General features: G+C 43.7%; 19 protein-coding genes. 18 read left to right on the top strand and 1 reads right to left on the bottom strand.

Annotation, left to right across the window (positions count from 1 at the left end; translation table 11 throughout):
* Positions 1–455 precede the first annotated feature (455 nt).
* The 3 genes from PG840_RS00565 to PG840_RS00555 are packed head-to-tail and all read left to right on the top strand — an operon-like array spanning position 456 to position 3,721.
* Entirely contained in the window at positions 456–1,844 is a 1,389-nt protein-coding gene (locus tag PG840_RS00565) for a 2-isopropylmalate synthase (protein WP_118217800.1), read from the top strand.
* 22 nt (positions 1,845–1,866) lie between these two features.
* Positions 1,867–2,505, top strand: a complete 639-nt coding sequence (locus PG840_RS00560; protein WP_055248874.1) for a GntR family transcriptional regulator — start codon at positions 1,867–1,869, stop codon at positions 2,503–2,505.
* Between the two features lie 19 nt (positions 2,506–2,524).
* Entirely contained in the window at positions 2,525–3,721 is a 1,197-nt protein-coding gene (locus PG840_RS00555; protein ID WP_022219885.1) for an NADP-dependent isocitrate dehydrogenase, read from the top strand.
* Positions 3,722–3,778: 57 nt separating this feature from the next.
* Here the strand turns inward: PG840_RS00555 and abc-f are convergent, their stop codons facing one another.
* The gene (abc-f, locus tag PG840_RS00550; RefSeq protein ID WP_270205072.1) at positions 3,779–5,686 is read right to left on the bottom strand and encodes a ribosomal protection-like ABC-F family protein; all 1,908 of its coding nucleotides are present in this window, start codon (positions 5,684–5,686) and stop codon (positions 3,779–3,781) included.
* A 158-nt stretch (positions 5,687–5,844) separates the two neighbouring features.
* Between abc-f and PG840_RS00545 the strand changes: the two genes are divergently transcribed.
* From PG840_RS00545 to PG840_RS00475, 15 genes are all read left to right on the top strand, one after another.
* Positions 5,845–6,492, top strand: coding sequence for a redox-sensing transcriptional repressor Rex (locus tag PG840_RS00545; protein ID WP_022219887.1), 648 nt, complete (start codon positions 5,845–5,847; stop codon positions 6,490–6,492).
* Positions 6,493–6,572: 80 nt separating this feature from the next.
* A complete protein-coding gene (locus PG840_RS00540) occupies positions 6,573–8,096 on the top strand; it encodes an NAD(P)H-hydrate dehydratase (protein ID WP_270205071.1) in 1,524 nt (507 codons plus the stop codon).
* Entirely contained in the window at positions 8,093–9,256 is a 1,164-nt protein-coding gene (alr, locus tag PG840_RS00535; RefSeq protein WP_195250006.1) for an alanine racemase, read from the top strand. Before PG840_RS00540 ends, alr begins: the two co-directional genes overlap by 4 nt.
* A gap of 90 nt (positions 9,257–9,346) precedes the next feature.
* Positions 9,347–9,694 (top strand): type II toxin-antitoxin system PemK/MazF family toxin, encoded by a 348-nt coding sequence (locus PG840_RS00530; RefSeq protein ID WP_022219890.1) that lies wholly within the window; start codon positions 9,347–9,349, stop codon positions 9,692–9,694.
* A gap of 22 nt (positions 9,695–9,716) precedes the next feature.
* A complete protein-coding gene (locus tag PG840_RS00525) occupies positions 9,717–10,559 on the top strand; it encodes a hemolysin family protein (RefSeq protein WP_022219891.1) in 843 nt (280 codons plus the stop codon).
* 51 nt (positions 10,560–10,610) lie between these two features.
* Complete coding sequence (locus PG840_RS00520; protein WP_022219892.1) at positions 10,611–11,345, top strand: YebC/PmpR family DNA-binding transcriptional regulator; 735 nt, start codon at positions 10,611–10,613, stop codon at positions 11,343–11,345.
* A 23-nt stretch (positions 11,346–11,368) separates the two neighbouring features.
* Positions 11,369–12,130, top strand: a complete 762-nt coding sequence (locus PG840_RS00515; RefSeq protein ID WP_117556718.1) for a CFI-box-CTERM domain-containing protein — start codon at positions 11,369–11,371, stop codon at positions 12,128–12,130.
* 248 nt (positions 12,131–12,378) lie between these two features.
* A complete protein-coding gene (locus PG840_RS00510; protein WP_118217821.1) occupies positions 12,379–13,110 on the top strand; it encodes a ClpP family protease in 732 nt (243 codons plus the stop codon).
* Positions 13,111–13,253: 143 nt separating this feature from the next.
* Positions 13,254–15,908 carry an FtsK/SpoIIIE family DNA translocase gene (locus PG840_RS00505; protein ID WP_055260518.1) on the top strand — a complete coding sequence of 885 codons (2,655 nt, stop codon included), beginning with the start codon at positions 13,254–13,256 and terminating at the stop codon, positions 15,906–15,908.
* A gap of 32 nt (positions 15,909–15,940) precedes the next feature.
* Positions 15,941–17,608, top strand: a complete 1,668-nt coding sequence (locus PG840_RS00500; protein ID WP_270205070.1) for a formate--tetrahydrofolate ligase — start codon at positions 15,941–15,943, stop codon at positions 17,606–17,608.
* 33 nt (positions 17,609–17,641) lie between these two features.
* Positions 17,642–19,015, top strand: coding sequence for a chitobiase/beta-hexosaminidase C-terminal domain-containing protein (locus tag PG840_RS00495; protein ID WP_270205069.1), 1,374 nt, complete (start codon positions 17,642–17,644; stop codon positions 19,013–19,015).
* Between the two features lie 293 nt (positions 19,016–19,308).
* Positions 19,309–20,490 (top strand): iron-containing alcohol dehydrogenase, encoded by a 1,182-nt coding sequence (locus PG840_RS00490; RefSeq protein WP_195250003.1) that lies wholly within the window; start codon positions 19,309–19,311, stop codon positions 20,488–20,490.
* 294 nt (positions 20,491–20,784) lie between these two features.
* Positions 20,785–21,672 (top strand): sulfide/dihydroorotate dehydrogenase-like FAD/NAD-binding protein, encoded by an 888-nt coding sequence (locus PG840_RS00485; RefSeq protein ID WP_055156711.1) that lies wholly within the window; start codon positions 20,785–20,787, stop codon positions 21,670–21,672.
* The gene (gene gltA, locus PG840_RS00480) at positions 21,672–23,057 is read left to right on the top strand and encodes an NADPH-dependent glutamate synthase (protein ID WP_117556726.1); all 1,386 of its coding nucleotides are present in this window, start codon (positions 21,672–21,674) and stop codon (positions 23,055–23,057) included. Before PG840_RS00485 ends, gltA begins: the two co-directional genes overlap by 1 nt.
* A 255-nt stretch (positions 23,058–23,312) precedes the next feature.
* Positions 23,313–23,987, top strand: coding sequence for an HAD family hydrolase (locus PG840_RS00475; RefSeq protein ID WP_117556730.1), 675 nt, complete (start codon positions 23,313–23,315; stop codon positions 23,985–23,987).

Raw genomic sequence — 23,987 nt, 5'->3', positions numbered from 1 at the left:
GTGAGGGATGAGGCTGTCTTTTTTTGAAAATAAGGTTGTTAGGTCGGGCGAGAAAAAGAATCTCTTCCAATCCAGGTTGTGCAAACCATTCCGATGAACCTCCGAAGGCGAAAATTATGTCAGCAGAGGTTTCTATAATTTTTGAGTTTCATCTCCATTGCACAAAATAGGATTGGAAGAGATTCTTTTTCTCGCCCGGCCAATGAACGGTATTGGTGAAAAGGGCAGGACTGCTTCATAGTTAGGGAGAGGGGATAGAGACTGCAAATGTGATTGGGTGCTTATTAAAGACGGGAGATATAGATGAAAAAATATGGAAATTTAACCAATTAGCACTTTAATTGAATGAAATACTGGGCTAAAGTCACGAAATGAGGAAAATGGGGTTGACATCGAAGGTATAGTTGTATACAATAATACAAAAATACAAAAATACAGGTCAGGGAGTGACGGTTATGGAAAATAGGAAGGTTTATCTGGATAAGCATACAAATTTATTGCAACTTGAGGAGCATATGTACCCGTTGGTAGACGTGGACACACCGAATGTGTTCCGGAACCTGTTTCATTATGATGAGATTCCTAAGATTGCGTTTAATGATCGTATTGTACCGCACAGTATGCCGGATGAGATCTGGATCACTGATACGACATTCAGGGATGGACAGCAGTCGAGAGCACCCTATTCAACGGATCAGATTGTAACCATTTTCGATTATATGCACAGGCTTGGAGGTTCGCAGGGGAAGATTCGTCAGAGTGAATTTTTCTTATACAGCAAGAAAGACCGTGATGCCGTATATAAATGTATGGAAAGAGGTTATAAGTTCCCGGAGGTCACAAGCTGGATCCGTGCAAATAAAAAGGATTTTGAGCTGGTAAAAGATCTGGGAATGAAGGAAACCGGAATTCTGGTAAGCTGTTCGGATTATCATATTTTTTATAAACTGAAGATGACAAGACGAGAGGCGATGGAACATTATCTGTCAGTTGTACGTGAATGTCTGGAGACCGGTGTCAGTCCAAGATGTCATCTGGAAGATATTACCAGATCGGATATTTATGGATTTGTCATTCCATTCTGTCTGGAACTGATGCATCTGATGGAAGAATATCAGATTCCGGTGAAGATCCGTGTCTGTGATACAATGGGATACGGAGTCAACTATCCGGGGGCTGTGATTCCTCGTTCCATTCCGGGTATCATTTACGGACTCAGAGTACATGCAGGTGTACCGAGTGAACTGATCGAATTCCACGGACATAATGATTTTTACAAGGCAGTCAACAATTCAACAACGGCCTGGCTTTATGGAGCATGTGGTGTGAACTGTTCCTTGTTTGGAATCGGTGAACGTACCGGCAATACGCCGCTGGAAGCGATGATTTTTGAATATGCGCAGCTTCGCGGAACGCTGGATGGTATGGATACAACGGTGATTACTGAACTGGCAGAATATTATGAAAAAGAGATTGGATATCAGATTCCGCCGCGTACCCCGTTTGTCGGAAAGAATTTCAATGTAACCCGTGCGGGGATCCATGCAGACGGACTGTTAAAGAACGAAGAAATCTACAATGTGTTTGATACCGGCAAGTTTCTGAACCGTCCACCGCTGGTTGCTGTGTCAAATACTTCCGGTCTTGCAGGCATTGCACATTGGATAAATACATATTATCACCTGAAAAATGAGAAACAGGTAGACAAGAATTCCATTTTAGTTGTAGAATTGAAGAAGTGGGTTGACGCGGAATATGAATCCGGCCGTGTGACCGTACTCACAGATCAGGAACTAATCCGGGAGATTGAGAGAATCTGTGACGAAAAGGGGATTACAATCTAACGAAATTCAGGAGAGAGATAAAATGGAAGAGTATTCATTGAGAAGTCAGGTTTTTCAGACCATCAGAGATGACATTCTGAAAGGTAAGTATGAAGAAAATGACGAACTCAGGGAAGCAACATTGGGGAAGGAACTTGGAGTTAGCCGTACACCGGTAAGAGAGGCACTTAGACAGCTGGAACTGGAGGGACTGGTGAACATCATCCCAAATAAAGGAGCTTATGTTACCGGTATTTCCGATAAGGATGTACATGATATTTATATGATTCGTTCCATGCTGGAAGGATTATGCGTCCGTTGGGCAACAGAACATATTACACAGGAGCAGCTGGAAGAACTAGATGAGATCATTCTTTTATCCGAGTATCATATGGATAAAGGACATTCCGATCAGCTGACAGAGCTGGATGGAAGATTCCATCAGATTCTGTATGAGGCATCACAGAGCAGGATTCTGGATCATGTGCTTTCAGATTTTCACAAATATGTACAGCTTGCAAGAAGGACTTCCGTTAAGACAGAAGAGCGTGCGATCAAGTCGATTGGTGAGCATAACGAGATCCTGAATGCCATCAAGGCGAAGGATGCGGAAAAAGCCGGCAATCTGGCAACGATCCATATTATGCATGTTATGGAGAACCTGCATATCGAAGAAAAATAGCCAAAAAGGAGACGAAGTTATGAGTAAAATTCAGATGACGACACCGATTGTTGAGATGGACGGAGATGAGATGACCAGAATTCTCTGGAAGATGATAAAAGATGATCTTCTTCTGCCGTATATCGATCTTAAGACAGATTATTATGATCTTGGATTGGAACACCGCAATGAGACAGATGACCAAGTTACAGTTGATTCGGCTAATGCAACAAAGAAGTACAAAGTAGCAGTCAAATGTGCGACCATTACACCGAATGCGGCAAGAGTAAAAGAATATGAACTCAAAGAGATGTGGAAGAGTCCGAACGGAACAATCCGTGCGATTCTGGATGGAACGGTATTTCGTGCTCCAATCGTGGTAAAAGGAATTGAACCATGTGTAAAGAACTGGAAGAAGCCGATCACGATTGCCCGTCATGCTTATGGGGATGTATATAAAGGAACCGAGATGAAGATTCCGGGACCTGGAAAGGCAGAGCTGGTCTACACGGCACCTGACGGAACAGAGACAAGAGAGCTGATCCATAATTTCGATGGAGCAGGTATTATCCAGGGAATGCACAATATCAATGCATCGATTGAAAGTTTTGCAAGAAGCTGTTTTAGTTATGCACTGGATACAAAGCAGGATCTTTGGTTTGCAACAAAAGATACCATTTCCAAAAAATATGACCATACTTTCAAAGATATCTTTCAGGAGATCTTTGATGCGGAGTATAAGAACCTTTTTGATGAAGCGGGAATTGAATATTTCTACACACTGATCGATGATGCGGTAGCCCGTGTAATGAAGTCAGAGGGTGGTTATATCTGGGCATGTAAGAATTATGACGGGGATGTGATGAGTGATATGGTTTCCTCAGCATTTGGTTCACTTGCCATGATGACATCTGTACTGGTATCACCGGAAGGCTTTTATGAATATGAAGCAGCACATGGAACAGTGCAGCGTCATTATTATAAACACCTGAAAGGGGAAGAGACTTCAACAAACTCTGTTGCAACAATTTTTGCATGGACAGGAGCTTTGCGCAAGAGAGGAGAACTGGATGGGAACCAGGAACTGATGGATTTTGCAGACCGTTTGGAAAAAGCAACGATTGATACGATTGAAGAGGGTTATATGACAAAGGATCTGGCAATGATCACAACTCTTCCGGAGGTACATGTACTGAACAGTGAAGGGTTTATTAAAGCGATTGCAGAAAGATTATAAAAAGAGCAGGGAATGCATGAAGGGCGTATCTCTGACAGGAAAATGGGAAGAACTGGCTTATTCAGCCAGTTCTTCCCATTTTTCATAGAGTTCTTCGAGTTCTGCTTCGTTTGCTGCTTTTTCTTTTGCCAGTTCCTGGCATTTAACAGAATTCGTATAGACTTCTTCCTGCATCATCAGTTCATCGATTTTGCCATTACGTGTTTCCAGAACACCGATACGTTCTTCTGTTTTCTTCAGGTCGTTCTGCCTTTTACGGAGACGTGCCTGTTCTTCTTTCTGTTCCTGCCAGCTTAGTTTGGATTCGGAAACCTGCGCCGGTGCATCTTCGGAAGCAGCTGTGGAAACAGCCGGGGTCAGAAGATCTTTTTTCTCCAGATAATAATCATAGTTGCCGATATAATTTACAAAGGTATTGCCGGTCAGTTCCAGAATACGGGTGGCAGTCTGGTTGATGAAATAACGGTCGTGGGATACATAAAGTATCGTACCGGTATAATCGTTCAGAGCCCGCTCAAGAATTTCCTTGGAAGTGATGTCCAGATGATTGGTCGGCTCATCGAGGATCAGAAAATTTGCATTGGAGAGCATCAGCTTTGCCAGAGATACACGTCCCCTTTCACCACCACTTAAATCACCGATCAGCTTGAAAACATCATCTCCGGTAAAAAGAAAAGCCGCAAGCATGTTCCGGATCTGTGTGTTGGTAAGTGTCGGATAATCATCGGAAATTTCTTCAAAGATCGTCTTATCCATATGAAGGACGTGGTGTTCCTGATCGTAGTAACCAATCTCCACATTGGCACCCAGTGTAAAGGAACCGCTGTCTGCCTGGATCACATTGTTCAGAATCTTGAGAAGCGTAGTTTTTCCGGTTCCGTTGTCGCCAATGATGGCTATATGTTCCCCGCGCTTGATCTCGAAACTGATATCGGTGAAAAGTGTCTGTGGCGGAAAGGCTTTGCTTAATCCTTTGACAGAAAGGACATCATTGCCACTGACACGGGAAGGCTCCAGCTTCAGATGGATGTCAGTGTTGATCTCCATCGGTTTGTCTACAAGTGTCATCTTGTCCAACATTTTTTCCCGACTTTCGGCACGCTTGATGGATTTCTCACGGTTAAATGAACGGAGCTTTTCGATCACGGCTTCTTGATGTTTGATCTCACGCTGCTGATTCAAGTATTCTTTTAATCTGGCTTCTCTGAGCTGTTCTTTTTTGACAGCAAAATCAGAATAATTACCCATATAAGTATGAAGCTGTCCCTGCTCGACTTCAATCACCTTTGTAACCACACGGTTCAGGAAATAGCGGTCGTGGGATACGATAAGAACAGCACCCGGATAATTCAGAAGATAGGTTTCCAGCCATGCGATGGAGTTCATATCCAGGTGGTTTGTTGGTTCATCCAGAAGCAGGACGTCAGGCTTGGTAAGAAGGAGTTTGCCAAGAGATACACGGGTCTTCTGACCACCGGATAAAGAATCTACGGGTTTAGTAAATTCTTCTTCTGTAAATCCGAGACCTTTTAGAACGCCGGTAAGCTCACTTTTATAGGCGTAACCGTCTGCGTGTTCAAATGCAGAAGTCAGTCTCTGATAAGTGGCAAGACGTGCTTCAAGAGCATCTCCGGAAAGAGACGGAAGCTCGATCTCGATTGTACGGATCTGCTTTTCCATCTCAATGACTTCGGCTTTTGCCGTGCGGACTTCTTCGTAAATGGTATTGCCGCTTTCCATCTCCTGATGCTGTGCAAGGTAGCCGAGAGTTTTGCCTTTGGTAAGAACAACCGTCCCTGCATCGGGAGAAAGCTGTCCTACGATCATCTTGAGGATCGTGGATTTGCCGGCTCCGTTAATACCTACAAGGGCAGCTTTTTCATGGTTCTCTATATGAAAGGATCCGTCTTTTACGATGACCTGATCCCCAAAACTTTTTGACAGATTATGACATGCCAGTATCATTTTTATATCCTCCTGTTAAAGTGGCAATTATGTTACTGCTCACAGTAACATAATTATAGCTGAAATACGACAAAAAACAACTATAAAATTTGACTTTTTCACTGGATTCTTATATAATTAAAAATAATGAGTCAAAAAATAGGAAGGTGGAAGTGAAAGTGGCATCAAGAGAAATATCTCAGGCAGTAATAAGGAGACTTCCGCGGTATTATCGTTATTTAGGGGAACTACTGGAGAGCGGAGTCGAACGGATATCATCCAATGAATTAAGTAAAAGAATGAAAGTAACTGCTTCACAGATCCGTCAGGATCTGAATAATTTTGGTGGATTTGGACAGCAGGGATATGGCTATAATGTAAAGTATCTTTATACAGAGATAGGTAAGATCCTTGGACTGAACGAGAAACATAAATTCGTTATCATTGGAGCAGGAAATCTTGGACAGGCACTGGCGAACTATGCAGCATTTGAAAATCGGGGATTTGTTTTAAAAGGGCTGTTTGACGTAAACCCAAGGCTTGCCGGATTGACGATCCGTGGAGTTGAGATCCGTATGATGGATGAATTGAAGGATTTTGTGAAAGAAAACGATATTGAGATCGGGGTTCTTACGATTCCGAAGACAAAAGCAGTAGAGGTTGCCAATCTCCTGGTAGATAATGGAGTTAAGGCTATCTGGAATTTTGCGCATACAGATCTGAATCTGCCGGATAATATTATTGTGGAGAATGTTCATTTGTCTGAAAGTCTGATGAGATTATCTTATAATATCACCAGATACAATGAAGAACATGAAGGAAAGTAGGCAAAGCAGACCAGAAGGCAGAGGTGCAGGAAAGTTTTTTCCTGCACCTTTTTGAAAATTAAATGTATGGGAGACCGGATATGAAAGAAATACTGACAGCAGATCAGATGAGAAGATCGGATCAGAGAATGATACAGAAGATGCAAGTCCCGTCCCTTGTCCTGATGGAACGGGCGGCACTTCAGTGTGTGGCTGCGATGAAAGCAGAAGACATAGATTTGTCGAAAGCATTGGTCGTGTGTGGAAGTGGCAATAACGGTGGTGACGGATTCGCAATTGCAAGGATGCTCGTAGAAGAAGGAAATCATCCAGATGTAGTATTGGTCGGAAATTATGACCATCGTAGTGAAGAAACAAAAATACAGATGAAAATTCTGGAAAATCTGGGAATATCTGTAGGAAACAGTTTGCCACAGAAAGAATATAGTGTTATTATAGATGCCGTATTCGGTATTGGCCTATCCCGTGAAATAAAAGGCAGATACGCAGAGGTGATTGATCAGATGAATCGGATGACTGCCTGTAAGGTGGCAGTCGACACTCCTTCAGGGATCCGTTCGGATGATGGAAAAGTGCTTGGAACGGCATTTAAAGCAGATCTTACAGTGACCTTTGCGTTTCAGAAGATGGGACAGATCCTATATCCGGGATGTGAGTATACAGGAAAGCTTGTTACAGCACCGATCGGAATTACCAGACCGGAGTTTTTTGCGGAAGAAGAAATCTGCATGGCACTTGAAAAATCCGATGTGCCGGCAATGCTGCCGCAAAGGAAACCGGATTCTAATAAAGGGACTTATGGAAAGGTTCTGATGATTACCGGAAGCAAAGGAATGTCCGGTGCAGCATATTTAAGTGCCAGGGCAGCATATCTTTTGGGAGCAGGTCTTGTCCGGATTTATACGGAGGAAAGTAACCGGGCAATCTTACAGGAACTTTTACCGGAGGCGGTAATGACGACCTATTCTCTGGATGAGACAGAATCATTTGAAGAACTTCCGGATTTGCTGGAATGGGCGGATGTGCTCTGTATTGGATGCGGACTCGGTATGGGACCGCATTCGGAGGAATTACTGAAAAAGGTGCTTGAGAATAATAAAACCCCGGCTGTTATTGATGCGGACGGACTGAACCTTCTGGCAAAGACCGGTGAGTGGGGGATCGAACAGATTCGGATGAATCCTTCCGGATATGTACTTACTCCACATATGAAAGAAATGTCCAGATTGACCGGATACAGCGTACAGGAATTAAAAGACAACAGAAGAGAGCTATTAAGGAAATATACAGAAAAAGTCCATGCTGTCTGTGTACTGAAAGACAGCAGGACACTTGTGAAAGCGCCAGAGGGAAGGCTTATGATCAATACCACCGGTAATGCGGCAATGGCAAAGGCCGGATCGGGAGATGTGCTTGCAGGAATGATCACCGGACTTATGGCACAGCATATGAGACCGGATGATGCCGCTGTGCTTGGCGTTTATCTGCATGGTCTGTGCGGAGATCATGCCAGAAAAGAACTTGGCTCTTACAGTGTGCTTGCGGGTGATCTCTTGAAAATGCTCGGCAGAACACTTAAGGAATTGGAGGATATGACAGAATGAAGAAATACAGCAGGCTGCGTGCGGTGATCGATCTGGATGCGGTGATGTATAACATGGAAATGATGCATGCAAATATAGAAAAAGGAACCAAGATGGTCGTGGTCATCAAGACAGATGGTTATGGTCATGGAGCGGTGCCGATTTCAAGAATGCTGGAAGATGTGGACTATGTCTGGGGCTATGCGGTCGCAACTCTGGATGAAGGTGTTGTACTCAGAAAAGCCGGCATTCAGAAGCCGATTCTTTGCCTGGGATGTATTTTCCCGGACCAGCTGGAAGAGATGATCCGTCATGAGATCCGCATGACAACTTACAGCTATGAGCTTGCGAAGCTTGCGGATGAGACCGCATATCGTATGGGGAAGAAGGCATATCTGCACATTAAGATCGATACTGGAATGTCAAGACTTGGTTTTCCGGTAGCGAAAGAAAGTGTAGAGGAGATCCTTAAGATCGGCAGGCTTGTTTATACGGATTGCGAAGGAATGTTTACCCATTTTTCAAAGGCAGATGAGGCGGATAAGACCACGACACTGGAACAGATCCGTGCTTTTCTGTGGATGAAAGAACATCTTGCAGCAGAAGGTATGGAATTTACTTATTATCATTGTGCAAACAGTGCAAGTATCATTGATATGCCAAAGCTTGGAATGAATCTGGAGAGAGCCGGGATTTCTACCTATGGACTGTATCCGTCAGATGAAGTCAATAAGGAGGCAGTTCCGCTCCGGCCGGCAATGGAGCTGATCGCGCACGTGACTTATGTGAAATGGATTGAAAAGGGTACGGAAGTCAGCTACGGAGGCACCTTTGTTGCCCCGAAAAGGATGCAGATCGCCACAATCCCGACGGGATATGGAGACGGATACCCACGAAGTCTTTCCAACAAAGGATATGTTCTGATCCATGGTCAGAAGGCACCGATCCTTGGCAGAGTCTGTATGGATCAGTTTATGGTAGATGTGACCGGAATTCCGGATGTGAAATTTGGTGACAGGGCAACACTGGTCGGCCACGATGGGGATGCTTATCTTTCAATAGATGAGCTTGCCGGTCTGAGCGGCAGATTTAACTATGAATTTATCTGTGATATCAATAAACGTGTTCCGAGGGAATATCTGCGTGACGGAAAAGTTGTAGAGCAGGTCGATTATTTCTAAAATGCGGGAATGCACTTCGAAAGAGATATGAATACAGCAGGAGAAAGCTGGCAATAATGAAAGTATCTTGATAAGCGGAGTGTGAAAGAAGTGCAGATCAGGCGTGGAGATATTTATTATGCGGATTTAAGTCCGGTAGTCGGTTCGGAGCAGGGCGGTGTGCGTCCGGTTCTTGTCATCCAGAATGATGTCGGGAACCGGCACAGTCCGACCGTTATCTGTGCCGCGATCACTTCAAGGATGAATAAAGCGAAGCTGCCGACACATGTGGAAATCGATGCAAAAAGGTACAGAATCGTCAAGGATTCTGTTGTCCTTCTGGAGCAGATTCGGACTATCGATAAACAGAGACTGAAGGATTACGTGTGCCGGGTAGACAAAGAGCTTATGAGAAAAGTCGATGAAGCGCTGTGCGTCAGCCTGATGCTTCATACATAAAAGAGGAGAAGTATGGAAAGCAATGGAAACGGAAGGTAATTTACTTCAGAAAATGAAAAATGTATTTTCTGACAATGAAGATAAAGAGAAAATTGCAGAAGAAATCATTGAAAAAGTACTGGAAGGCTATGAAAAAGGTGTTCTGACAAGACGTGAGATGAAGATGATCACCAACATTTTTGAATATATGGATTCGGATGCAAAAGATATCATGACGCACCGGAAAAATATCGTAGCACTGGATGGAGAGGAATCTCTGGAAAAAGCACTTACCTTTATGCTGGAGGAGAACAAATCCAGATTCCCGGTTTATGAAGAAGATATTGACAACATTGTGGGGATTCTTCATATCCGGGATGCGATGCAGAGCTACCTGGACGGTCCGGCAAGGAAAAAACCGGTGCATGATCTGAAGGATGCCATCCGTCCGGCAGGATTTATCCCGGAAACAAAGGCGATTGACAAACTGTTTCAACAGATGCAGCAGGACAAGAGCCATATGGTGATCGTGCTGGATGAGTATGGACAGACATCAGGGATCGTTACGATGGAAGATATTGTAGAAGAAATCGTTGGAAATATCCAGGATGAGTATGATGAGGAAGAAGAGCTGATCATCAAACAGGCAGATGGTACATATATCGTGGATGGTATGACACAGCTGGAGGATCTGGAAGAGCTTCTGGGAATCAGTTTCAACGAAGAAGATTACGATACGATCAATGGTTATCTGATCGACTGCCTGGACAGAATTCCTTCGGAAGATGAAGAATGTCAGGTGGAATTCGGAGGCTATCTGTTCCATGTATTGTCAGTTGATAATAATACAATACGCAAAGTCCTTGTCAGTAGGACAAAAAAGTGATAAAATAGTACAATTGAGAATAGTAAAAATACTGAAGAGAGGTAAAAAGTAATGTCAGGACATTCAAAATTTGCGAATATCAAGCATAAAAAAGAAAAAAACGACGCAGCAAAAGGAAAAGTATTCACGAAGATCGGTCGTGAAATCGCTGTAGCAGTCAAAGAAGGAGGCGGAGCTGATCCGGCTAACAACAGCAGACTCCGTGATGCGATTGCAAAGGCAAAAGCAAATAATATGCCAAATGACAATATTGACAGAAGTATCAAAAAAGCAGCCGGAGACGGAGATGCTAACAACTACGAACACATCGTATACGAAGGATACGGACCGAACGGAACTGCAATCATCGTTGATGCACTTACTGATAACCGTAACCGTACTGCTTCTAATGTAAGAAGCGCTTTCACAAAGGGAAAAGGAAATATCGGAACCAGTGGATGTGTTTCTTTCATGTTTGATCAGAAAGGACAGATCATTGTCGATAAAGAAGAATGTGAACTGGATGCAGATGATCTGATGATGCAGGCACTGGATGCAGGAGCAGAAGATTTTTCGGAAGAAGAGGACAGCTTTGAAATTCTTACAGATCCGAATGATTTCAGTGAGGTTCGTCTTGCTCTGGAAGAAGCGGGTATTCCGATGGCAAGCGCAGAAGTTACAATGATTCCACAGACATGGGTAACTTTGGACAACGAAGAAGATATCAAGAACATTCAGAAGACGCTTGATCTTCTTGAAGATGATGATGATGTACAGGAAGTATATCATAACTGGGAAGAAGCATAGGATCGATTCCGGGAGGAACCTGAATGAATCAGAGTATACAGAATGGACTGAATGACCTGTTTGACCAGATTATTCCGATTTCCAGAGATTTCAATAAAAAGACTTATGCGGATTCGTTTAAAAATGCATACGAGAAGTATAAGCCGCTTTTTGCTGAGATTGCACAGGAATGCGAGAATTCGGAAGACAGACAGGAAGAGATTGAAGAGATTGCTGCTGTTCTGCCGGATAGAATGCGGGAAGTACTGGATCAGGAAAGTTCAAAAAGAAAAAAAGAAAATGTACTTATGAAATATAATCTGGGCATGGTTACATATGTGATCCCGATGTTCCGTTATGGCAGAATGGATGCTTGTGAAGAGATTGTAGACTGCATGATTGAACGCTGGAATGATCATGATCTGGAACTAAAGATCAGTAAATCGGAATTCGAGCAGATCCAGGGAGGCTTCAAATCACGTCTCTGCTATATTACTACAGCCGTATGTGCAAGTCTTGGCAAACCGGATGACTGTTACGAACTGAATCTGATGAGAAGATACAGAGATGAATATCTGGTGAATCAGAAAGGCGGCGAAGAAATTGTTGCCGAGTATTACGATATTGCTCCAACAATCGTAAACCGGATCAACCGGATGGAAAATTCAGAAGATGTATATGCAGATATCTGGAGCCGTTATCTTCACCCATGTGTTTCCATGATCGAATCCGATAATCTGGAGGCATGCCGCAAGATTTATACGGATATGGTATATAGCCTGCGCAGGAAATATTTATTTTCATAATGTTTAAATCAAAGAGAATGTGCCGAGTCGCATTCTCTTTTGCATATACAGTGAATCAGGTACAGATTTGTGTCAGTACAAGAATCTGCGATTCATTTCTGTGGCGAAAATCCTGCATATTTTCATAAGCATTGTCCATACTAAGCTAAAAAGAACGGAGGAATGCGGCAATGAAAATACAGGAAGAAACGGATGTAAAAGAATACCAGATACGCAAGAAAAAGAGCAGGGAACAGACTGTAGAAAATATGAAAAATAAAGAAAAGGCAGTCAGAGAGACGGAGCCGGAAACCACAAAGGAAGAAGATGAACATGTTAAAGAAATGGGAATGCTTTCGCTTGACCGACGTCGGAATCATCAGATCGAGCTACTCACGATCATCGGCGAAGTAGAAGGGCATGAGACGGTTTCCGGCAGTACAAAGGCAACCAAGTATGAGCACCTGCTTCCAAAGCTGGCACAGATTGAGAACAGTGTTCAGACTGATGGTGTGCTGATTCTCTTAAATACACTGGGCGGAGATGTGGAGGCGGGACTTGCGATTGCGGAAATGATCGCGTCTTTAAGTAAACCGACAGTATCTCTGGTACTTGGAGGGTGTCATTCTATCGGTGGCCCTCTTGCCGTGTCGGCAGATTATTCTTTTATTGTTCCAAGTGGGACGATGATCATTCACCCGGTGCGGACAAGCGGAATGTTCATCGGTGTGGCACAAAGCCTGCGGAATATTGAAAAGACGCAGGACCGGATCACCGGATTCCTTGCAGAGCATTCCGGAATGTCACAGGAGCGGATTGAAGAACTGATGCTGGATTCCACACAGCTTGTCAAAGATGTGGGGACAATGCTGGAAGGAAAACGTGCAGTGGAGGAAGGACTCATTGACGAAGTTGGCGGAATAAGAGATGCATTAAATAAATTGCATGAAATGATTGATGAAAAAATGGAAAATACTGATAAAAATTATGAGATGACATAAGGCGAAGAGGATGCTATAATAAAATAGTATGTACAAGTATACACTTTTGATGACTGATTCCGGATACTATATCTGGGGAGAGAGGAGAAGGAATCGGTCATTTGATTACAAGATAAAGAGTATAAATACAAGGGGGAAGTTTGATGGCTTCAAAGACAACCGGAACAAAGAAAAATGCAAAGCAGAGCACGGCGAAAAAGCGGCAGCCTACGAAGAAGACAAGTGCAAAGTCTGCAAAATCTGCGAAGACAACCAGAAAGAATACCACATCAAAAGCTGTGCCGCAGGAAGAATCATTTCTTGCAACGGAGATTCTGATCTGGGTGACACTTGCGGTAGGGATTCTGCTCACAATCAGCAATTTCGGACTTGCAGGTGCATTTGGAAGAAAGATTGCAGCACTGCAGCAGGGAATGATGGGTTGGATGGCGTATGTATTTCCACTGCTTTTATTTTGTGGAGTCGCGTTTGTGGTTTCCAATAAAGGAAACAGGATCGCATATATTAAGACTGTTGCAGGCGTTGTATTACTGGTTCAGTGCTGTGTGCTCTTTGAACTGATCGATGAAAAAGGCGGATCTGTCGGAAAGGCAATTGCGGTCAGACTGGTGCCGGCAATCGGTAAAGTTGGTACATATGTTGTCGTGATCATTTTAATGGTGATCTGTGTAGTCCTTATCACAGAAAAGTCTATTCTAAAAGGAATGAAGATCGGCGGGGAAAAAGCGTATGACCGTGCCAGAGAGGACATGCAGAAGCGTAAAGAAGAGGCTGAGGAACGCAGGGCAAGACGGGAAGCTATGCGTGTTGATTATCAGGTAAGCGGCGTTTCCTTTAATTCGACAGTTGGAGGAAAAGAGAACGAGGCAGAAAAAGCAGAAGAAAAAGCCGGAAAAGAAGCAAAGGAAAGCACAGAAAAGAAAGCTACCAGACGCAGCCGGAAGGATATGAGCAGCGTGCTTGCCGGTGCAGAAGAAGCGGCTGCAAAGCACATTATGGAACAGACTGGGAAAATTGCACTGGATGATGTAGTGATCAATCGTGCGATGCCCCTTTCCGCTACAGAGCTGATCCCGGATCCGGAACCGGTTCCCCTTGAGCCGGTGAAAGAAAAACTCCCGAAGTTCTTAAAAGGAGCGATGCAGGAAGCAGAAAAAAAGACGGAATCCGGTAAAGATATACAGACAGATGTGGCTGAAGAAAATTTATCAGCGGTGCAGACAGAAGACGGAATAAAAAGACAGGTCTCCGGAAATTCAAAAGTTAAGGCAGATATCCCAAAAGAGGTGGCTGCTGTTGCAGATACGATTGCAAAAAGTGAGAAACCGGTCAGGGAATACCGCTTTCCACCTCTTAGTCTGTTGAAGCATGGAAGTAAAACCTCCGGAGATTCGGATGCGCATCTGCGGGAGACAGCAGCAAAGCTCCAGAAGACACTTCAAACCTTCGGTGTGAATGTTACAATCACTAATATCAGCTGCGGACCTTCTGTTACACGCTATGAGTTACAGCCTGAGATGGGGGTGAAAGTCAGCAAGATCGTAGGACTTGCGGATGACATCAAGCTGAACCTGGCGGCGGCTGATATCCGTATTGAGGCACCGATCCCGGGAAAAGCAGCGGTCGGTATTGAAGTTCCGAATAAGGAAAATACTGCAGTTATGCTGCGTGATCTTCTGGAATCAGATGAATTTAAGAAAAGTAGATCACGGATCGCATTTGCGACAGGTCGTGACATTTCAGGTAAAGTGGTGGTATCAGATATCGCAAAGATGCCGCATCTGCTTGTCGCAGGAGCTACCGGATCCGGTAAATCTGTCTGTATCAATACAATCATTATGAGTATTATCTACAAAGCAAAACCGGAGGATGTGAAGCTGATCATGGTAGATCCAAAGGTGGTGGAATTAAGTGTATATAATGGAATTCCACATCTGATGATCCCGGTTGTAACGGATCCGAAGAAGGCAGCAGGAGCTTTGAACTGGGCGGTTGCAGAAATGAACAGACGTTATCAGCTTTTTGCCGAGTATAATGTCCGTGATCTGAAAGGTTACAATGATAAAGTCGAGAACATTAAAGATATTGATGATCCGAATAAAGCACAGAAACTTCCACAGATTGTAATCATCGTAGACGAACTTGCAGACCTGATGATGGTTGCACCTGGAGAAGTGGAAGAGGCGATCTGCCGTCTGGCACAGCTTGCGCGTGCGGCAGGACTTCATCTGGTTCTTGCAACGCAGAGACCATCGGTTAATGTCATTACCGGTCTGATTAAGGCGAATATGCCATCAAGAATAGCATTTTCTGTATCATCCGGTGTGGATTCCCGTACCATCATTGATATGAATGGCGCGGAGAAGCTGCTGGGAAAAGGCGATATGTTGTTCTATCCGGCTGGCTATCAGAAGCCGGTACGTGTTCAGGGGGCTTTTGTTTCTGATAAAGAAGTCCAGGCAGTGGTTGATTTCCTGAAAGAGAACAGCGGAGGCGCAGCCTACAGTGAAGAAATCCAGAAGCAGGTGAATAGTAATCAGAATGTATCTGCGGGAGGAGCATCTTCCGAGGACGACAAAGATGTCTACTTTGTAGATGCAGGAAAGTTTATTATTGAAAAAGACAAAGCATCGATCGGAATGCTCCAACGGGTGTTTAAGATCGGGTTTAACCGTGCGGCGCGGATTATGGATCAGCTTGCCGAGGCGGGAGTCGTAGGAGAAGAAGAAGGTACCAAACCAAGAAAAGTACTGATGTCTATGGAACAGTTTGAGCAATACATAGAAGAATCAGTTTAAGAAACGCAGAAGAAAAAAGGGAGGATATAATTATGAAAACAGACATTCAGATCGCACAGGAGGCAGAGATGCTCCATATTCGCGAGGTTGCAGCAAAGGTTGGAATTGAAGAGGAAGACCTTGAGTTTTACGGCAAGTATAAGGCAAAATTATCGGATGAACTGATGGAAAGAGTAAAAGACAGACCAGATGGAAAGCTGGTACTTGTTACTGCAATCAATCCGACTCCGGCGGGAGAGGGGAAGACGACGATTACCGTTGGACTTGGAGAGGCAATGGCAAAACTCGGCAAAAAAGCTCTGATCGCTCTGCGCGAGCCATCGCTCGGACCTTGCTTTGGAATTAAAGGCGGTGCTGCCGGTGGCGGTTATGCACAGGTTGTACCGATGGAAGATCTGAATCTTCATTTTACCGGAGATTTTCATGCGATCACATCGGCAAATAACCTGCTTGCAGCTCTTCTTGACAACCATATCCAGCAGGGAAATGCTCTTGGAATCGATCCGAGACAGGTTGTGTGGAAACGGTGTGTAGATATGAATGACCGTGTACTGCGTAATGTAGTAGTTGGGCTTGGAAATAAAATGGACGGAATGGTAAGAGAGGATCATTTTGTGATTACGGTTGCGTCCGAAATTATGGCAATTTTATGTCTGGCAGACGATCTGGAAGATCTGAAAAAACGTCTTGGCAGAATCATTGTTGCCTATACATTTTCCGGAGAACCGGTTACAGCTGACCAGCTTCATGCAACCGGTGCAATGACAGCACTGTTAAAGGATGCGATCAAGCCGAATATTATCCAGACTCTGGAACATACACCGGCACTGGTACACGGTGGTCCGTTCGCAAATATTGCACATGGCTGCAACAGTGTACGTGCAACCAAGATGGCACTTAAGCTGAGTGATATCACGATCACAGAAGCGGGATTCGGTGCGGATCTGGGTGCAGAGAAGTTTATGGATATCAAGTGCCGTATGGCGGGACTGAGACCGGACGCTGTAGTTCTGGTTGCAACGGTACGTGCATTAAAATACAATGGTGGCGTGCCAAAAGACGAACTGAACGAAGAAAATCTGGATGCTCTTGCAAAAGGAATTGTAAATCTTGAAAAGCATATTGAGAACCTGCAGAAATTCAGCGTTCCGGTTGTGGTTACCTTGAATTCATTTGTCAGTGATACTGAAGCAGAATACGAATTTATCCGTAAGTTCTGCGAAGACAGAGGCTGCGAATTTGCCCTTGCAGAAGTATGGGGCAAAGGCGGAGACGGCGGAAAAGAGCTGGCAGAGAAAGTATTACAGACTCTGGAGACAAAAGAAAGCCATTATCATCCGATTTACAGTGATGAGTTATCAATTGCAGAGAAGATCGAGACAATCTGCAAAGAGATTTACGGAGCAAAGAGTGTTGTATATGAACCTGCTGCAAAGAAACAGCTTGCACGAATTGAATCAATGGGCTTTGGCAAGTTCCCGGTATGTATGGCAAAGAACCAGTATTCTTTGTCCGATGATGCGAAGCTTCTTGGACGTCCGGAGAACTTTGATATCCATATCCGTGAAGTCTATGTAAATGCAGGAGCAGGATTTGTTGTTGCCCTTACCGGAGCAATCATGACCATGCCGGGTCTTCCAAAAGTACCTGCAGCAAATGGAATTGATGTAGAAGACGGTAAAATTACCGGATTGTTCTAAAAGAAGTATGATACCAGAAGGAGACGAAAGACAATGAAATGTATGCACTGTGGAGCAGATTTGCCTGAAGATCAGTTGATCTGTCCTAGCTGCGGCAGGGAAATACAGATCGTGCCTGATTATAACCCACTTGATGATATGCTGACTGCTCAGTTAAAAGGAGGCATTACACAGACAATGTCGCTTCATCTGGGTGAGCAGGAAAAGCAAGATGTCAGCTATTCTGGTGCGGCAAATCCGGTATATGAAAGACGGGAAAGTGTTGGAGGAGAGACCAGGTGTGTGGGAAATTCGGGAAGTGTTGGTCGTCGCCAGCAGGAAACTGTGACCAGGCGTGGAAGAGATGCGGTGGTCAGACGCAGTGATGTCAGACCGGCTACCGGACGTGTGGGTCAAAGAGAAGATGCGCGGGAACAGACGAGAAGAGCGTATGAAGAAGAACGCAGATTGCGGCGTATGCGGGCAGAAAAGAGAAAAGAGCGCGCCAGAAAAAAACGCCGGAAAATGCTGCTTATGCTATTGGCGGGGTGTATTGTTCTGGCAGGACTCATTTTCTTGTTTTATCAAAATTCATATACCGGAAAAGTAAAGAAAGGATACCGGCTTCTGGCAGCTTCCGAATATGAGAACGCACTCACTGTATTTGAAAAAGCAGCTTCTGGAAGTCCGAAGAAAGCAGAAGCTTATACAGGGATTTCAAAGGTTTATATTGCCAAGGATGATCTGGATCAGGCAGAAGAAGTTTTTACAGACGAGATTGCAAAGCAGTCCGGAAATGCAGAAATTTATCGTGCAGCGGTAGAATTTTATATTGATACCAAACAGGAAGAAAAGGTATCACCGCTTCTGAATGCATGTACCAGTGATACGGTTCTTGAAGCACTGAAGGATTATGTGTCAGGTGAACCGGAGTTTAGTCTGGATGAGACAGAGACATATGATGAAGTGCAGGCACTGGAACTGACCGGAAAAGGAAAAGCGATCTACTATACGACAGACGGTTCAGAGCCGACAACTTCAAGTACGAAATATACGGAACCGATCAAGATCGGTGAAGGTGAGACAACGGTGAAAGCAATTTCTGTTAATAAGAAAGGAATTCCAAGCCTGACAGAAAGTAAAACTTATAAAGTTGAGTTCCCGATTGCAGATGCGCCGGCGGTGACTCCATCGACCGGGCAGTATAACCATGTCCAATCAATCAGTGTAGTTGTACCGGATAAGTATACGGCATATTACACGACGGATGGATCAGATCCGGATCCGGAGAATAATTCTGCGACGCAGGAGTATACCGGGCCGATCGTAATGCCGGCGGGAAGTACGATTTTCAGCTTTGTTCTGCAGGATCAAAAAGGCAGATTAAGTGATGTCACAAGAAGAAATTATGAACTGAATATAGAGTAAAACCCGATTTTAAGAAGAGAGTATGCCGAGTCGTCTGCTTGTCAGAGCAGACTGGTAAAGCGTACTCTTTTTCGATTACTTTCATTTGTGGATAACTTGCGTAAATATGTGAAATATATCACAAATCAAATATTTTATGAATAGAGTGGGGGTAATATGGCTTATTAAAAATGTATAATTGTATGGAAACAAATACAATTTATTTGTGATAAAATATTGCAAAAAGGATAGAATTGAGATACAATGTGATTGTCAAAAAGATAACATACTTTAAGGGCGAAGGAGTGTTTGAAATGAGCAGATTTACATTACCAAGAGATATCTACCATGGAAAAGGATGTCTTGAAGAACTGAAGAACCTGAAAGGAAAAAAAGCAATCCTGGTTGTCGGAGGAGGTTCCATGAAGCGTCAGGGATTCCTCGACAGAGCTGAGAACTATCTGAAAGAAGCAGGAATGGAAGTAAAGCTTTTTGAAGGTGTTGAGCCAGATCCATCTGTTGAGACCGTTATGAAAGGTGCAGCAGTTATGCAGGAGTTCCAGCCGGACTGGATCGTAGCTATGGGTGGCGGATCACCGATTGATGCTGCAAAAGCAATGTGGGCATTCTATGAATATCCGGATGTTACATTTGAAGATCTCTGTATTCCGTTCAACTTCCCGGAATTAAGAACAAAAGCAAAATTTGCTGCAATTCCGTCAACATCAGGAACAGCAACAGAAGTAACAGCATTCTCCGTTATTACCAACTATCAGACCGGAGTAAAATACCCACTTGCCGATTTTAATATTACACCGGACGTTGCAATTGTAGATCCGGATCTTGTCATGGGTCTCCCGGTAAAGCAGGTTGCTTACACAGGTATGGATGCACTGACACATGCGATCGAAGCTTATGTATCTACCTTGAACTGTCCATTTACAGATCCGCTTGCACTGCAGGCAATCGAGATGGTTCTGGATTACCTTCCGGCATCTTACAAATGTGATGTGATAGCAAGAGAGCAGATGCATTATGCACAGTGTCTTGCAGGAATGGCATTCTCCAATGCACTTCTTGGAATCGTACATTCTATGGCACATAAGACAGGTGCGGCATTTTCAACCGGACACATTCCGCACGGATGCGCAAATGCAATTTATCTTCCATATGTAATTAAGTATAATGCAAAAGATCCGGTCGCTGCAAAACGTTATGCAGAAATCGCACGCAGAATGGGACTTCCGGGTACATCTGAGAAAGCGCTGATCAACAGCCTGTGTGCAAAGATCGATGCATTTAATGTAGAACTGAATATTCCGAAGACACTGAAAGATTTCGGTATTGACGAAGCAGAATTCAAAGAAAAAATTGCAAAGATTTCAGAACTTGCAGTTGGTGATGCATGTACAGGATCCAACCCACGTCCGATCGATCCGGCAGCTATGGAAAAACTTTTCAACTGTACATATTATGGAACAGAAGTAGATTTTTAAAAAAGAGAATACAGTTCTTACAGAGACAGACGGACTCAATATTGACCGTCTGTCTCATTTTTATATCCGGTCAGCAGGTAAAAATTCGTGTCGGCACAAGATTTTATGTAGTTGAAAATTTTGATAACCGGAAGAATTTTGGCAGATTTATAGAAGAAATATTGGTACTTATAGATAAAAAAGATAGTTATATTTATGACATAAATAATTTTTTAACAAATTAAAAAGAAATACTTGCTATTTACTTTGCAATAATTTATCATAAAGAGAGTAAATATTTTAGGAGGCAATGCAATGTACAAGATAAGAAAAGCTGAAAAACTGGCTGATAAGATTTATCTTATGGATGTAGAAGCACCACGTGTGGCAAAGCACTGTGAGCCAGGACAGTTCGTAATTGTCAAGATGGATGACAAGGGGGAAAGAATTCCGCTGACAATCTGCGATTATGACAGAGAAGAAGGAACAATTACCATCGTATTCCAGACAGTAGGAGCATCTACTGAGAAGATGGCACAATTAAAAGCAGGAGACTCTTTCAGAGATTTCACAGGACCGCTCGGATGCCCATCTGAATTGATTTCAGAGGATATTGAGAGTCTGAAGAATAAAAAGATCTTATTTGTAGCTGGTGGTGTTGGTGCAGCCCCTGTATACCCGCAGGTTAAATGGATGCACGCACATGGGATCGATGTAGATGTTATCGTTGGTTCTAAGACAAAAGATATGCTGATTCTCGAAAAAGAGATGGAAGCAGTTGCAGGAAATTATTACCCATGTACAGATGACGGTACATACGGACATGCAGGTATGGTAACAACAAAGATCGAAGCACTTGTTGCAGAAGGTAACAAGTATGATGTCTGTGTTGCAATCGGTCCGATGATCATGATGAAATTCGTATGTCTGCTCACAAAGAAACTCGAAATCCCGACTATCGTCAGCATGAACCCGATCATGGTAGACGGAACAGGTATGTGTGGCGCATGCCGTCTCCACGTAGGCGATGAAATCAAATTTGCATGTGTAGACGGACCGGAATTTGACGGACATCTCGTTAACTTTGATGAAGCAATGAAGAGACAGCAGATGTATAAGACTCAGGAAGGCAGAGCTATGCTGAAATTACAGGAAGGTGACACACATCACGGTGGATGCGGTCATTGCGGAGGTGACGAATAATGGCAGACGTATTAAAGAAAGTACCTGTAAGAGAACAGGATCCGAAGGTACGTGCAACAAATTTTGAAGAAGTATGTTACGGATATAATCAGGAAGAGGCAATGGAAGAAGCAAGCCGTTGTATCAACTGTAAGAATGCTAAATGTATTCAGGGATGTCCTGTAGGAATCAATATTCCTGCATTCGTTCATGAAGTAAAAGAAGGCAATATCGAAGAAGCATATAAGATTATCGGACAGTCTTCTGCACTTCCTGCTGTTTGTGGACGTGTATGTCCGCAGGAATCACAGTGCGAAGGAAAATGTATCCGTGGTATCAAAGGAGAATCTATTTCTATCGGTAAGCTGGAAAGATTCGTTGCTGATTACGCTCTGGAGCATGACATCAAACCGGTTGGAGCTGACAAGAAGAACGGACACAAAGTTGCCGTTATCGGTTCTGGTCCGGCAGGACTTACCTGTGCAGGCGATCTTGCAAAGCTTGGCTATGATGTAACTGTATTTGAAGCACTTCATGAACTCGGTGGAGTACTTGTATATGGTATTCCGGAATTCCGTCTTCCAAAACAGAAAGTCGTTGCAAAAGAGATCGCAAAAGTAAAAGAGCTTGGTGTTCACTTTGAGACAAACGTTGTAATCGGTAAATCTACTACAATCGATATGCTGATTGAAGACGAAGGATTTGAAGCAGTATTTATCGGATCAGGAGCAGGACTTCCAAAATTCATGGGAATCCCGGGGGAAAATGCCAACGGTGTATTTTCTGCAAATGAATACCTGACAAGAAGTAACCTTATGAAAGCATTTGATGATTCTTATGATACACCGATCGCAGCTGGTAAGAAAGTTGCAGTTGTTGGTGGTGGTAACGTAGCAATGGATGCTGCAAGAACAGCACTTCGTCTTGGAGCAGAAGTTCATATCGTATATCGTCGTAGTGAAGAAGAGCTTCCGGCCCGTGTAGAAGAAGTTCATCATGCAAAAGAAGAAGGTGTACAGTTCGACCTACTGACAAACCCGGTAGAAATCCTCGAAGAAGATGGATGGGTAAAAGGAATCAAATGTGTTCGTATGGAACTTGGTGAACCGGACGCATCAGGAAGAAGACGTCCTGTACCGGTTGAAGGTTCTGAATTCGTGATCGATGTTGATACAGTTATCATGTCACTCGGAACATCACCGAACCCGCTGATTTCTTCTACAACAGAAGGACTGGAAGTTAACAAGTGGAAATGTATCGTTGCAGACGAAGAACACGGAAAGACTTCTAAAGAAGGCGTATACGCAGGTGGAGATGCCGTAACAGGTGCCGCTACAGTAATCCTTGCTATGGGAGCCGGAAAAGCTGGTGCAAGAGGTATCGACGAGTATCTTTCAAATAAATAAGGGTTATGACCGCAGTTTCCTTTGATAGGGACTGCGGTTTTTGTATAGGTTGTGTAGACCACTTTGAAAAAAATAATCGTTCCAATTCAAGTTGTGCAAAGGGGAGAAAACTGGCGGTTATAAAGGGCGGAGAAACGGACGCTGGTTTGTGTATTTTGGCTGATTTTAAAGGAGGTTTGGAGATTAGGGTTTCTGGACAAGAAGAGTTAAAAATGGTACAATAAAAAAAGTATTATTTTGTGAAAGAGGGTTATTATGAAGTATAAATATATCTTATTTGACTTGGATGGGACGATTACGGAATCGGGACCGGGGATCATGAATTCGGTGGAGTATGCGCTGAATAAAATGAACCGGGAGGTTGGTGATCGGGATACTTTAAAGAAATTTATCGGGCCGCCGCTGACGGAATCGATGGAGAAATATTATGGGATGTCTGAGGAAGAGGCACTGCTTGGAGTAAAGTATTACCGGGAATATTATGCGGTGAAAGGCATTTTTGAGAATTCGGTGTATGAAGGGCTTGCGGAGACGCTGGAATCCTTGAAAAATGAAGGATATATACTTGCAGTGGCGACTTCCAAACCGGAAGAGTATGCAAAAAGGATTGCGGACAAATTTGACTTTGCAAAATATTTTGCAGGGATTTACGGGGCTACGATGGATGGCTCTCTGATCCGGAAGGCGGATGTGATCCGGTATGCGTTGGATAACCTGGGCGTGGAAAGGGAGAATTACGATCAGGTCGTTATGGTCGGTGACAGAAATAATGATATCTACGGTGCAAAGGAGAATGGGATCCAGGTGATCGGTGTCCTGTATGGATACGGAGATCTTGCGGAGCTTCAAAGTGCCGGTGCAGATTACATTGCAAAGATGCCGGAAGAGATTGCACAAATCATCGGAAGATGTAATCATGAGAGGGTTTGA

The organism is Coprococcus sp. AM97-35, from assembly GCF_027697525.1.
GTDB classification, from domain to species: Bacteria; Bacillota; Clostridia; order Lachnospirales; family Lachnospiraceae; genus Allocoprococcus; species Allocoprococcus comes.
This window is presented reverse-complemented; position numbering and strand designations above follow the sequence as displayed.